Annotated in this window: 11 protein-coding genes and 2 pseudogenes; 4 read left to right on the top strand and 9 right to left on the bottom strand. The window is 69.4% G+C overall.

Annotated features, from left to right (window positions below):
• Window positions 1-60: 60 nt before the first annotated feature.
• From BCD49_RS43535 to BCD49_RS14890, 4 genes are all read right to left on the bottom strand, one after another.
• Window positions 61-204, bottom strand: a complete 144-nt coding sequence (locus tag BCD49_RS43535; RefSeq protein WP_007517832.1) for a hypothetical protein — start codon at window positions 202-204, stop codon at window positions 61-63.
• 121 nt (window positions 205-325) lie between these two features.
• The gene (locus BCD49_RS14900) at window positions 326-1,240 is read right to left on the bottom strand and encodes an NADP-dependent oxidoreductase (RefSeq protein WP_007517830.1); all 915 of its coding nucleotides are present in this window, start codon (window positions 1,238-1,240) and stop codon (window positions 326-328) included.
• A gap of 80 nt (window positions 1,241-1,320) precedes the next feature.
• The gene (locus BCD49_RS14895; protein WP_007517827.1) at window positions 1,321-2,430 is read right to left on the bottom strand and encodes an NAD-dependent epimerase/dehydratase family protein; all 1,110 of its coding nucleotides are present in this window, start codon (window positions 2,428-2,430) and stop codon (window positions 1,321-1,323) included.
• Window positions 2,417-2,920 (bottom strand): MerR family transcriptional regulator, encoded by a 504-nt coding sequence (locus BCD49_RS14890; RefSeq protein ID WP_007517826.1) that lies wholly within the window; start codon window positions 2,918-2,920, stop codon window positions 2,417-2,419. The genes BCD49_RS14895 and BCD49_RS14890 overlap by 14 nt, the downstream gene beginning before the upstream one ends.
• 593 nt (window positions 2,921-3,513) lie before the next feature.
• Between BCD49_RS14890 and BCD49_RS14885 the strand changes: the two are divergent.
• Window positions 3,514-4,368: pseudogene (locus BCD49_RS14885) on the top strand (Tn3 family transposase); the annotation flags it as partial.
• Window positions 4,369-4,486: 118 nt separating this feature from the next.
• Here the strand turns inward: BCD49_RS14885 and BCD49_RS14880 are convergent.
• The 3 genes from BCD49_RS14880 to BCD49_RS14870 form a co-directional block, all read right to left on the bottom strand.
• The gene (locus tag BCD49_RS14880) at window positions 4,487-4,849 is read right to left on the bottom strand and encodes a DoxX family protein (protein WP_007517820.1); all 363 of its coding nucleotides are present in this window, start codon (window positions 4,847-4,849) and stop codon (window positions 4,487-4,489) included.
• A 74-nt stretch (window positions 4,850-4,923) separates the two neighbouring features.
• Window positions 4,924-5,409 carry a carboxymuconolactone decarboxylase family protein gene (locus BCD49_RS14875; protein ID WP_071041596.1) on the bottom strand — a complete coding sequence of 162 codons (486 nt, stop codon included), beginning with the start codon at window positions 5,407-5,409 and terminating at the stop codon, window positions 4,924-4,926.
• An 83-nt stretch (window positions 5,410-5,492) separates the two neighbouring features.
• The gene (locus BCD49_RS14870; RefSeq protein ID WP_071041633.1) at window positions 5,493-5,975 is read right to left on the bottom strand and encodes a carboxymuconolactone decarboxylase family protein; all 483 of its coding nucleotides are present in this window, start codon (window positions 5,973-5,975) and stop codon (window positions 5,493-5,495) included.
• A 176-nt stretch (window positions 5,976-6,151) separates the two neighbouring features.
• Between BCD49_RS14870 and BCD49_RS14865 the strand changes: the two genes are divergently transcribed.
• The 3 genes and pseudogenes from BCD49_RS14865 (at window position 6,152) to BCD49_RS14855 (ending at window position 11,967) form a co-directional block, all read left to right on the top strand.
• Window positions 6,152-7,090, top strand: coding sequence for an RNA polymerase sigma-70 factor (locus BCD49_RS14865; RefSeq protein WP_007517814.1), 939 nt, complete (start codon window positions 6,152-6,154; stop codon window positions 7,088-7,090).
• Window positions 7,091-7,162: 72 nt separating this feature from the next.
• Window positions 7,163-8,592: pseudogene (gene rox, locus BCD49_RS14860) on the top strand (rifampin monooxygenase).
• Window positions 8,593-8,949: 357 nt separating this feature from the next.
• Window positions 8,950-11,967 (top strand): Tn3 family transposase, encoded by a 3,018-nt coding sequence (locus BCD49_RS14855; protein WP_071041595.1) that lies wholly within the window; start codon window positions 8,950-8,952, stop codon window positions 11,965-11,967.
• Here the strand turns inward: BCD49_RS14855 and BCD49_RS14850 are convergent.
• Both BCD49_RS14850 and BCD49_RS14845 read right to left on the bottom strand, forming a co-directional pair.
• Window positions 11,964-12,239 carry a hypothetical protein gene (locus BCD49_RS14850; protein WP_007517808.1) on the bottom strand — a complete coding sequence of 92 codons (276 nt, stop codon included), beginning with the start codon at window positions 12,237-12,239 and terminating at the stop codon, window positions 11,964-11,966. The two genes, BCD49_RS14855 and BCD49_RS14850, sit on opposite strands and share 4 nt — an antisense overlap.
• Before the next feature lie 186 nt (window positions 12,240-12,425).
• The coding region (locus BCD49_RS14845) for an IS5 family transposase (protein ID WP_116439398.1) at window positions 12,426-13,030 on the bottom strand (605 nt) is incomplete at its 5' end.

Here is a 13,030-nt window from a genome sequence, read left to right as displayed (position 1 = left end):
TCACTTCTCACGCGTCAGAATCCGGGGGGGGGGAGGGAGACCGGGACAAACCGTGGGAGGCTACGCCACGTTCATGATCGGTTCGGCGGCTTCTCGGGCCGGCCGGGTGGGGTACCAGCGGGCAAAGTCGGTGGCGAGGTCGTCGTTGAGGACGTGGGTGCGGACCTGCAGGAGTAGGTGGGCGCCGAACAGGGAGCGCAGCACGATCGTGCGGCTGTCCTTGTGCCGGTACGGCCGGCCGCAGCCTGTGCAGCGCGGCCGTTCGGCCTTTGCCTCCTCTCCTCGGGAGGACCCCGACCTATGCCATGGACTGCTCTCGACCGACTCAGTCGAACGTCAGCACGATCTTGTCGCGAGTCTCGCCCGCTTCGAGCAGTCGGTGGGCTTCGGCGGCCTTCGTGATGGGCAACGAACGGCGCTGCTTGAGTTGGAGAGCGCCGCTCGCAAGCAGCGGCATGGTCACGGGGAGCGCGTCAGGCGCACGATCGGGCCCGGGATGTGACATCAGTGCACCGACGCGTGCTACTTCGGGACCGCCGACGAGAGTGACGACCCGCGAGGCGTCGCCAGTGGCCGCCACCGCCTCGGCCAATCCACCGCGGCCGGCGGCGTCGATGACGGCGTCCACCCGATCGGTGGTCGCGCCGACCCTGTCGAAGACCCCGTCACCGTAGGCGACGAACTCGCCGCCGAGTTCGCGGACGAGGCCCGCATCCCGCTGCGCCGTGGCGCCGATCGCCCGTATTCCCCACGCACGCGCGAGCTGCAGGATGATCGTCCCAACCGATCCGGCGGCACCCAGCACGACGATGGTCTCGCCGTTCTTCGCGTGGACCTCGCGCAGGGTGCCGACCGCCGCCTCGGCGGATGCCGGCAGAGCGGCCGCGGCATCCCAGCTCACCTCGGCCGGCTTCGCGAACCAGACGGGTGTCGCGACGAGTTCGCCGTACCCGCCCTGCCGCGGCAGATATGCGGCAACCTCATCRCCAAGGGCCACGCCGCTCACTGCCTCGCCGAGCTGCTCGACGACGCCGGCCGCCTCGAAACCGAGCACGTCGCCCGGTCCCTGGGGGAAGACCGCTGTCAGGTGGCCGGCCCGGATGTGCAGGTCGGTGGGCCCGACGCCCGCAGCCTTCACCCGGATGAGTACCTCGCCCCGCGCCGGACTCGGCGTGTCGACTTCGCGCCATTTCAGCGCTTCGGGGGAACCAAATTCCGTGATCACCATTGCGTTCGACATGTCATTCTTCCTTCTCGGTCATTTCGTGTACCCGTCGGCATGCGGCCGGTGGGTCTCCGAGGTGAGCCCGGTCCACCGGTTCAGGTGGTGAGCAGGCCGAGTTGCTGGAAAGCGGTCGCGGTCGCCTGGAGGGTCTCGATGTTCGAGCGCGGCCGCCAGCCGAGCCGTGTGCCTGCCTTCTCGCTGGAGACGCGACGGACCTTGCCGAGCTCGCCGACCATGCCGGCCATTCCGGGGTCGGTCTTGGCCGCCTCCCGCACGGTGTCGTCGTCGAGCAGGGGGAGTGCGGCGTCCGGGAGACCGGCGGCCTCCCGCAGGATCTTCGCCATCTCCGTGAAGGGGATGGGTTCCCCGGACGAGGCGAGGAAACGTTCTCCCGCGGCAGCCGGGTCGGTCATCGCTCGCAGATGGAGGTCGGCGACATCGCGCACGTCGACGACGGTCGTGAACAGGCGGGGAACCGCGGTCATCGCAGTGATCATCTGGCGTGCGAGACCGGTGGATGCCGAGAGGTCCGGGACCAGCGGAGGGCCGAAGATGCCCACCGGGTTGACCACCACGAGTTCGAGGCCACCGCCCTCGGAGGCGATAAAGTCCCAGGCAGCGCGTTCGGCCACGGCCTTGGAGCGGATGTAGGCGCTCAGCGGCGCGTCGATGTTGGTCCAGTCCTCTTCGGTGAAGGCACGCTCCCTCGGCGGGTGGCCGTATCCGACCGCGGCGAACGAGGACGTCATCACGACACGCGCGACACCGGCGTCGCGTGCGGCTCGAAGCACCCGCAGCGCCCCGTCGCGTGCCGGGACGATGACCTCGTCATCGCTCTCAGGCATCGCGGGTGGGAACGGCGAGGCGACGTGCAGCACGAACCGGGCGCCCTGGACCGCCCGCGCCCACCCGTCGTCCGCGGACAGCTCCGCGACGACGAGTTCGAGAGGGGAGTCCTCCGCCAGCCCGGCCGTTGCGAGCCCGCCGCGGATCTCGCCCTCGCGTTCAAGCGTCCGCACACTGGCGCGGACGGCGTATCCGGCGCGCAGGAGCGCGGCGATCGTGTGGACTCCGAGGTACCCAGTGCCGCCGGTGACGAGTACCCTTTCCCCGCTCAGGACGCCACCGCCATGAGTGCGACGCCGCCCCGGGCCGGCACCGCCGGGAATGTCCGACGGATGCTGATGATCGTCATCTTGTTTCACCTGTCGTGATTCCCAGGGAGCGGTTGGCCCCACCGTCTCGGAGCGTCGGCATGAGCTCGCGGACGGTCTCGACTGCCCGACGCTCGGCCTCCCGGTCGCCCTCGGCGCGTGACCTCCACAGCACCGCCTTCGCGACCGCGTAGGTCCGTTGCCGCTCGATGGCCTCCCTCTGACGCAGCAGCTGAGCCGCATGGTCCTCGAACAGGCGCACCATGCGGTCGGCGTCCTCCCGGCCACCGGAAAGCCCGTCCCGGAAGGCCCGGATCTGCTGAAGATTCATGCCGGCCGAGCGCAGGCACGCCAGCGCCTCGACCAGCTCGACGACCGCCGCCGGGTATCGCCGATGCCCGCTGGAGGGATCCCGTGGAACCGGGTCGATCACTCCGATCTCTTCGTAGTAGCGCAGCGTCGGAGCTGGCAGGCCGCTCCGCGCGGACACCTCCTGAATGGTCGCGAAACTCTCCACGACCCCGTCCTCCTCCAGCGACATGAGGTCATCGTGAGGAACCTCAAGCGCTTGAAGTCAAGTTCTGGGACTGTCCCGCTGGGGTCGTCCTTCGACCTGGAGCAGGAACTGCGGGGACTCACGGCGGATGTAGGGCTCAAACGTGAGTGGGACCGCCACGCTGTGATCGCCTGCGTGACATTGCCGCCGGTCTGATCGCTGGCCGCCACCAGGATGTCGGGGCCACGCTCCCAGGTGCCGCTGACGAAGTACAGGCGAGGCCAGGGCCGGTTCCTCCATCGACGACGGGCATTCAGCCGGCCAGGGTGACATCGAGCCGGGTGACGGTCTGTTCGGGTGGGGTGGTGTCCGAGACCGGGACAAAGCGTGGGAGGTGGCGCAGCATTCATGATCGGACCGGCCCGAGTACGTGCGTCTCGCGACCGGGCCAACGCGTGACATGGGCGCGTACACGGCTTGCGTTACACCGTCGACCTGCGGAAACGCGCTTCGAATCTATGCGTCTCGTGAACGTTCGTTCGCGGACGCGATCAGAGCTCACCGTCTGGGCGGGTAGCGGTCCGAGCCCGCGACGGCACGGGGTGGAAGGTGTGTCGATGCGTGCACCTTCGAGGATTTCCGCTTCGGCCTCCGAGGTCGCCGCGATGATCGAGGGCGTGCTGCGGCACTGCACCGAGATGGTCGTGGACCGGCAGTACACCGACACCCACGGCGCCTCGATCGTCGGGTTCGCCTTCGCCCACATGCTCGACTTCAAGCTGATGCCGAGACTGAAGAACATCGGCTCCTCCCGGCTGTACCGGCCGGCCGCCAGGGAAGACGACAACTGGCCCACTCTGGCACCGGTGCTGTCCACCCGCACTATCGACTGGGAGCTGATCCGCCAGCAGTACGACCAGATCGTGAAGTACACCACCGCGCTGCGTCTGGGGACGGCGGAGGCTGAGCAGGTGCTGCGGCGCTTCACCCGCGGCGGTCCCAAGCACCCGACCTGCCGGGCGATCGAGGAGCTGGGGCGGGCGGTGCGTACGGCGTTCATCTGCGACTACCTCGCCGATGCCGAGATGCGACGGGAGATCCACGAGGGCTTGCAGGTGGTGGAGAACTGGAACAGCGCGGACAAGGACCTGTTCTACGGCAAGGACGGCGATCTGACCGGCAAGGACAAGGAGTCACAGGAGGTTTCCATGCTCGCCCTGCACCTCCTGCAGTCAGCCCTGGTCCACGTCAACACCCTGCTGCTTCAGCAGATCCTCGCCGACCCCGAGTGGGCCGAGCGCCTGACCGACGCCGACCGGCGGGCCCTGTCCCCGCTGCTCTGGACGCACATCAACCCCTACGGCCGCTTCGAGCTGGACATGAATCACCGGCTTGACCTCACGCCAGCGCTCGCGCTGCCGGGACCACGCACCCCGATGGAGGCGGAGGCGCCCGCACCGACGGCGGGCCATCCGGCCGGGTCGGCATCATGAGAGCCATGGACGACGCGCGTGAACTCCTCACCGAGGATGAGGTGAACGACCTCTTCGATGACGATCGTGACACCGGATGGGAGGACAACGAAGCCCACGACCGGCACCTACATACCGTCTAGACGCGTCCCACAGCGATGAAGACCGCGACCGCGAGGTAGATGACGTTGACCGCCACGAGCTTGTACTGGCCGAGGCGGCCGTGGGTGACCATCGCGCCGAGCATCAGAGCGATCCAGCAAGCGGCGGTMACCGGGACCATGACCGGTGCTATACCGAGCGCCTTGGGCAGGACCAGGCCGACCGCGGCGAGGAGTTCGAGGGCTCCTAGGGCTCTGATGGCGTTGGCACCGAATCCCGTGGTCCATTCGGCGCCGTGGATGGTGGCGAGCTTCGCCTTCAGGATGAAGGACTTCGTGAGGCCGCCAGTGAGCGCGACCAGGGCGAGCAGGCCGGCGGCGATCCAGAGTGCGATGTTCATGACTCCTCCTTCGATGCAGTCGTTGATGCCGGCCCGGGGGGTGACCCCGGGCCGGGCGGTGGTCGGCGTGCTGGTCAGTTGGCCATGCCAGCGAACTGACCGGGCTGGTAGGAGCCTCCGGGGTTGCGCACGATCACGTTGAGCCGGTTATTGGCGTTGATCATGGCGATCAGGGAGACCAGCGCGGCGATCTGGTCGTCGTCGTAGTGCTCGCGCACCTTGGCCCAGGTCTCGTCCGACACCGCCTTGTGGGCGTCGGCGATCCGGGTGCCCTCCTCGGTGAGCGCCAGCGCCGCACGTTCGGCGTCGGTGAACACCGTGGACTCGCGCCAGGCGGCGACCAGGCTGAGGCGGACCGCGGTCTCGCCCGCGGCCGTGGYGTCCTTGGCGTGGTAGTCGACRCAGAAGCCGCAGCCGTTGATCTGGCTGGCGCGCAGCATCACCAGGTTCTGGGTGGCCTGGGGCAGCGGCGAGTCGACGATCGCTAGGGCGACGTTGTAGATCCGCTTGGCGATCTTGGCGCCGAGGTCGTTGGCCAGCAGATCGAATCGGGGTTCCATGGTGTTTGTCCTTGCCTCGTGGGTCTGGGTACCGCGCGGATCCTTCACGCGGCGTATTGCGAATCGCGGACACCGACCGCCGGCTAGCCGAGGCGGCCGGGCTCGTAGTCGCCGCCGCGCTGCCGGACGATGACGCTCATGCGGTTGGTCGCGTTGATCAGGGCGATGAGCATCACCAGATCGGCCAGCTGGTCCTGGTCGTAGTGCTTGGCGGCGTCGGTCCAGGCCTCGTCGCCGACGCCGCCGGCCGCGTCGGCGACGCKGGTGCCCTGCTCGGTCAGCGCCAGCGCCGCGCGTTCGGCGTCGGTGAACACCGTGGACTCGTGCCAGGCAGCGACCAGGTGGATGCGGGTGGCGCTCTCTCCGGCGGCCGCGGCGTTCTTGGCCCACACGTCGGTGGCGTAGCCGTCCCCGTTGATCTGGCTGGCCCGCAGCAGCACCAGCTTCTGCAGCGCGGCGGGCAGAGTCGAGTCCTGGAGGATCGTCTTGCTCGCGGTGCCGAAGTGGCCGGCGGCCCTGGCCGCGGGCGCGTCCGGGTTGCCGAACAGGCTCAAACGAGCGGTCATGGTGTGCTCCGTGTGCGTCGTCGTCAGGCGGAGGTCGAACAGGAGATGCCGGTGGCCCCAGCGGCGTGACACCGACGCTTATGTGACCTATGTCACCGAAGCCGAATGTCACGGAGCCGGCGGGACCGGCATCCTGTGTGCGGCACGAGGAAGATCCAGAACGGGTGGGAGCCGGGATGAGCGAGCGCAGTGACGGGTCCATGCAGAGGACCGAACCGACCACCGGCGGCAACCGCGTGGATCACGCCACCGAGACCTTCGTCGCCCACCGGAACCTCTTGTTCACCGTCGCCTACGAGATGCTCGGCTCGGCGGCTGACGCCGAGGACGTCCTGCAGGAGACCTGGATGCGGTGGATGGATGTCGATCAAGGCGTCGTGCGCGATCCGCGCGCGTATCTGACCCGAGTCACCACCCGGCAGGCACTGATGCGGCTGCGTTCGCTTCGCCGGCGCAAGGAGACCTACGTCGGCCCCTGGCTGCCCGAGCCACTGCTGACCGCGCCCGATGTGGCCGAGGACGTCGAACTGGCCGAGGGCGTCTCGATGGCGATGCTGTTGGTGATGGAGACGCTGACGCCCACCGAGCGCGCGGTGTTCGTGCTGCGGGAGGTGTTCGGCCTGGACTACGACGAGATCGCCGAGGCCGTCGACAAGACCCCGGTCACGGTCCGGCAGATCGCGCACCGGGCGCGCAACCATGTCACCGCGCGGCGCCCGCGCACATCTGTCTCCCAGGCCGAGAACCGCGCCGCTCTGCTGGCGTTCCGACGCGCAGTCGAAACCGGCGACCTGCAGGGCCTGCTCGACCAACTCGCCCCAGACGTCGTCTTCCTGAGCGATGGCGGCGGAGTCGTCCAGGCCGCGCTGGAGCCCGTCGTCGGCGCCGATCCGGTCGCAGCCCTGCTGGCAGCGGGGCTGGGCAGGATCGCAGGCACCGCAGCGGTGCAGTCGGCGCAGATCAATGGCCACCCGGCACTGATCATGCGGATCGGCGGCCAGGTCGAGGGCGTCCTAGCGGTGCGGACCGAGGACGGCCTGATCACCGGGCTGTACTTCGTGCGCAACCCCGAGAAGTTGTCACGCCTGGAGCGGGAGACCTCCCTGCGCCGCTGAACCCGTACCCCGGGGAGCGGCCGGCGGGGAGCCTCACCGGCCCGAAATACAACGTGGTGAATGAGGGATTTGATGATCGACGTGATCGTGGTCGGCGCCGGACCGAGCGGCTTGATGCTGGCCGGCGAGCCGCGGCTGCACGGTGTGCAGGTGCTGGTGCTGGAGAGGGACGCGGAGCCGACCAGGCAGGTCCGTGCGCTCGGTCTGCACGTGCGCAGCATCGAGGTGATGGACCAACGCGGCCTGCTGGGACGGTTTCTCGCACACGGCAGGACGTACCCCCGATCGGTGGTCTGTTCGCCGGCATCCGAAAGCCGGCGCCGGAGCGGCTGGACACCGCGCATCCCTACATCCTCGGCATCCCGCAGACCGTCACCGAGCGCCTGCTGATCGACCACGCCACCGAACTCGGCGCCGAGATCCGGCGCGGCTGCGAACTGGTCGGGCTGAGCCAGGACGAGCACGGGGTGAACGCCGAGCTGGCCGACGGCACCCGGCTGCGCGCGCGTTACCTCGTCGGCTGTGACGGCGGCCGCAGCACGGTACGCAAGCTGCTCGGCATCGGCTTCCCTGGTGAGCCCGCCCAAATCGAGTGGCTGCTGGGCGAGATGGAGGTGGCCTTCCCGCAGGAGGCGCTCAACGCCGTGGCGGCCGAGTTGGGCACGGCGGGCCTGCGGTTTGGCCCTGCACCCCACGAGGACGGGGTGTTCCGCTTCGTCGTGCGCGCCAAGGAGGTGGCGGAGGACCGCAGGATCCCGCCGACTTTCGAGGAGTTCACCGGGCGGCTGCGGGAGGTCGCCGGCACCGACTTCGGGGTGCACTCACCGCGGTTCCTGTCCCGCTTCGGCGACGCAACGCGGCTGGCGGAGCGCTACCGGGTCGGCCGGGTGCTGCTGGCCGGCGACGCGGCGCACATCCACCCGCCACTGGGCGGGCAGGGCCTTAACCTCGGCATCCAGGATGCGTTCAACCTCGGCTGGAAGCTGGCCGCCGAGGTGGGCGGCTGGGCTCCGGAGGGGCTGCTGGACAGCTACCACGCCGAGCGGCGCCCAGTGGCCGCCGACGTGCTGGACGACACCCGCGCGCAGAGCGAACTGCTCTCCCCCGAGCCCGGGCCCCGGGCGGTGCGCGGGCTGCTGTCGGAACTGATGGACTTCGAGGAGGTCAACCGGTACCTGATCGAGAAGGTCACCGCGATCGGGGTCCGCTACGACTTCGGAGAGGGGCATGAACTGCTCGGTCGGCGGTTGCGGGACGTGGAGCTGAAGGGAGGGCGTCTCTTCGGGCTGATGCGTGGCGGCCGCGGGCTGCTGCTCGACCAGACCGGCCGGCTTTCGGTAGCGGCCTGGGCGGATCTGGTCGACCATGTCGTCGACGTCGGCGAGGAACTGGACGTGCCCGCCGTGCTGCTGCGTCCGGACGGCCACGTGGCGTGGGTCGGTGAAGACCAGCAGGATCTGCTCAGCCAGCTGCCGAAGTGGTTCGGCACTGCCGTCAGATGAGCACGCCGGCACTCGTGACAGGACGCGTTTCATAGGTGGCCGTGCCTGACCGAGCACATCCGCTGCTTCGGCGAGTACTCAACCCACGAACTCACCGCTACTGGCGGCAGCCCCTGCAGAACTGGATCGCCGAGTTCACGGCCGCCGGCTTCCTCCTCTGGCGGTGTCCGAGCCCATCTCGTCGGCGTGGGCCGCAGCGAACCCGGCCAGCACCCTCTGGCAGGTCCGGGTCGTCCAGAGCGGTGAGTGGAGCCTGTCGCGTAGGTCCCAGGATCTCGGAACGGAAGGCCACCGAAGCGCCGACAGATCCCTTGAGAGCATGGCGCGCGAGCCACCCTGACGGTCAAGGAGCGAGCGGTGCCCACCAACTTCCTGACCGAGGACCAGCGCAAGCGCTACGGCCGGTTCACCGGCATCCCCGACGAGGGCCAGCTCGCCGGGTCGTTCCTCCTCGACCAGACGGCGCGGCGGCGGGCCGCGACCGCGAAGGGCCCGCGCAACCGGCTCGGCTGGGCGATCCAGCTCGGGACATTGCGCTATTTGGGCACGTTCCTGGACGACCCGGCCGACGTGCCCGCCGTCGTCGTGGACTATGTCGCCGAACAGCTGGGTCTGCCGCCAGCGGCCCTCGCCGGCTATGGCACGGCTGAGCACCGCTGGGACCACCAGGAGCAGATCCGCGAGGCGTACGGCTACCGGAAGTTCGACTTCGACCAGTGGTTCTCCCTGGCCCGCTGGATGTACCAGCGGGCATGGATCGGCTCCGAACGGCCGACCCTGCTGTTCGACCTGGCCACGAAACGGCTGCTGGATCACCAGGTGCTGCTGCCCGGGGTGACCACGCTGGAGCGCCTGGTCTCGGGAATCCGCGAGCGTGCCGAGAAGCGCTTATGGGCGACGCTGGCGGCTGCGCCCACCGCGCCGCAGGCGCAGCGGCTGCAGCAGCTGGTCGTCGTCCCCGGCGGGCGGCGGATCTCGGAGCTCGACCGACTGCGGCGCTCCCCGCGCGACATCTCTCCGCGCGGCGTGGTCAAGGCCCTGGAGCGGTACGACGCGCTGAAGACGTTCGGCGGGCCGACCTGGGACCTGTCCGCGATCCCGCCCGGTCGCATCCAGGCGCTGGTGCGCTTCGCCAGGGCCGCCCGCGCCCAGGCCGTCGCCGAACTCGGCGGCCACCGGCGCCTCGCCACCCTGGTCGCGTTCGCCGCGGTGATGCCGCAAGTCGCAGCCGACGAGGCGATCGAGGTCTTCGACCTCGTGATGGGCGACGTGATCCGCGACTCGGCGACGAAGATGACCAAGAAACGGCTGCGTTCCCTCAAGGACCTCGACGCCGCCGCCCTCCTGCTGCGGCAGGCCTGGCTCGCGGTGACCACCACGGCCGCCGACCCCGAGGGCGACATCCGGGCGATGCTCGCCGCCATGGACGTCGCGCCGGTCCACGCGGCCGCCGACATCGTCAAGGAACTCGCCCAGGAGCCCGACGACGGCTTCGAGCAGATGCTCGAAGCCCGGTACAACACCATCGCCAAGTTCCTGCCCGACCTACTGCGGCATCTGGACTTCCACGCCGGGCCCGACGGGCAGGACGTCCTGGACGCCGTCACCTTCGTCACGTCCCTCAAGGGCCGGCGCCGGCCCATCCAGAGCGGCGAAGCCCCCACCACGTTCCTGTCCGCCGCCTGGCTGCGCAGGGTCTTCCCACCCAAGCCGGCCCCGGTAGGCATCGCGGACAAGCGCGCCTACGTCGTCGCCCCCGCCGAGGCCCTGCGCACCAGCCTGCACCRCCACGAGATCTACGTCCCGGGCCTGCGCCGGTGGGGCGACCCCAACGCGCGGCTGCTGAGCGACGACACCTGGATGRCCGCCAGGCCCCGGGTCTGCGAGGAACTCGACCTGGCCACCGACGCCGACGCCACGCTGGCCGGCTGGGTCGATCGGCTGGACCGCTCCCACCGCGAGCTCGTCGACGGCCTGGCGGCCAACCCCGCCGTGCGGATCGAGCGCCAGGACGGCCGCGACCGCATCATCCTCACCGGCCTCGACCGCCTGGAGGTCCCGCCGTCCCTGGACGAGCTCAACCGGCAGGTCGACGCCCGCCTGCCCTCCGTCGACCTGCCCGAGATGGTGCTGGAGGTCAACTCCTGGGTGCCCTACCTGGCCGAGTTCACCCACGTCTCCGAGGCCGAGTCCCGGATGGACGACCTGGAGCTGTCGGTCGCCGCCGTGCTCACCGCGGAGGCCACTAACGTCGGCATGGAACCGATCGTCCACGACGGCATCGCCGTGCTTAGCCGCGACCGGCTGTTCTGGGTCGAGCAGAACTACATACGCTCCCAGACCCTCAGCCGGGCCAACGCCCGCCTCGTCGCCTTCCACACGCTCCTGCCGCTCGTCCAGGCGTGGGGCGGCGGGGAGCTGGCCTCCGCCGACGGCCTGCGGTTCCTCACCCCGGTCCGCACCCTCAACTCCGGCCCCAACCCGAAGTACTTCGGCACCCGCCGCCACGGAGCCACGTTCTACAACTTCCTGTCCGACCAGTTCAGCGGCCTGCACGGCATCCTGATCCCCGGCACCCAGCGCGACTCGTTCTACATCCTCGACGGGCTGCTGGAACAGGAGACCGCCCTGCGGCCGGTCGAGGTCACCTCGGACACCCACGGCGCCTCAGAGATGACCTTCGGCCTGTTCCGCCTCCTGGGCTACCAGTTCTCCCCGCGCCTGGCCGACGCCGGCAGCGCGACCCTCTACCGCGCCGACCCTGGCGCTGACTACGGCCCCCTCAACCCGCTGACCCGTGACCGGATCAACCTCGGGCAGATCGCGGCCAACTGGGACGACGTCCTGCGCGTCGCCGGCTCCCTGCACTCCGGCACGATCAAGGCATCCGAGGTGCTGCGCGTGCTGGCACCCGGCGGCAAGCCCACCCCCACCGGCAAGGCGATCATGGAGATCGGCCGGCTCGACCGCAGCGCCTACCTGTCCACCTACTTCGCCGACGAGTTGCTCCGGCGGCGCGTGAACACCCAGCTCAACCGGCAGGAGTCCCGCCACAACCTCGCCCGCAAGATCTTCCACGGGCAGAAGGGCGAGCTACGACAGTCCTACCGCGAAGGACAGGAAGACCAGCTCGGCGCACTGGGACTGATCCTCAACATCGTCGTCCTGTGGAACACGGTCTACTTCCAGCAGATCATCGACGAGATGCGCGCCGAGGGCACCCACGTCCGCAACGAGGACATCGCCCGCCTCTCGCCCCTGAAGTTCGCCCACATTAACTTCCACGGCCGCTACAGCTTCGCGCTGCCCGCCGAGGTCGTAGGCGGCCAGCTCCGGTCCACCCGCAAACCCGCCGACGCCACCGCCTCGGACTAAGAAGACCCGGCCGGCTCGCCCGCCGCACGAGCGAGCCGGTAGCGGACCTTCTCGTGCGACAGACCCACCAAACCGCCGATCTGACGTAGCCCCCACCCCTCCGCCCTCGCCGCCGCCATCCCGCTGTCCAACGCCGTGTCTGTCACCTCGTCCAGCGCCCGCCGCAGCTCAACAACCAATCGCAACCGGATCGCGGGCGCCAGATCGTCCAGGCCGGCACAGAACCGCGCCACATCCGCCTTCAGGAAACCGACCGTCGGGTCATCGCTCACCTACGACACCCTGGCGGACCCGGCCTCGGTCGTCAAAAACTTTGACAGCAACACCGGTTTTCCCTTCCGTTCCTACCRGGTGCCCGGGAGGGGCGCGTGCTGGCCGATGGGACGAGGGGCGGCTCGCTGTCCCGTCTCGCTGAAGCTGCTTTTGTCTCAGAGCCTGTCCTGAATCTTGAAGGGCTATCAGCTCGCCGTGTTCGGTTGCTCGCGGGCCGTCCAGCGTTCGACGGGCTTGCCGCGGACGAGGCGGCGGGCCATGGTGCGGATCATGGCCCAGCGGATGAAGGCGACCGAGCTTGCCGGGTCTCGTTCGTAGTCGCGGGCGAGGCGGCGGTGCGCGGTGAGCCAGGCCAGGGTGCGCTCGACGACCCATCGTTTCGGGAGGGCGGTGAAGCCTTTCTGTCCGTCTTTCTTGCGGACGACCTCGACGGTGGTCTTGAGAATGTCGGTGGCCCAGGTGACGAACTTGCCGGCGAAGCCGCCGTCGGCGAACAGGTGCCGACACGTCGGGGTGGTGAAGTAGTGGTCGAGCAGGAGTTGGCGAGCGCCGTCGCGGTCCTGGCGGCTGGCGGGCAGCACGAGTACCCCCAGCAGCAGGCCCAACGTGTCGACGACGATGAACCGCTTGCGGCCGTTGACCTTCTTGCCCGCGTCGTAGCCACGGCTGGGGTGGGTGACGGTCTGGGCGCCCTTCACGGACTGGGAGTCGATCACCCCGGCGGTCGGCCGCGGCCGGCGGCCCTCGGCCTGGCGCAACTGGTCGCGCAGCCCGTCGTGGACCCGGATGA

This window comes from Pseudofrankia sp. EUN1h, from assembly GCF_001854645.1.
GTDB classification, from domain to species: domain Bacteria; phylum Actinomycetota; class Actinomycetes; order Frankiales; family Frankiaceae; genus Pseudofrankia; species Pseudofrankia saprophytica.
The sequence above is the reverse complement of the archived record's forward strand: the minus strand, read 5'-3'. Positions and strand labels throughout refer to the sequence as shown.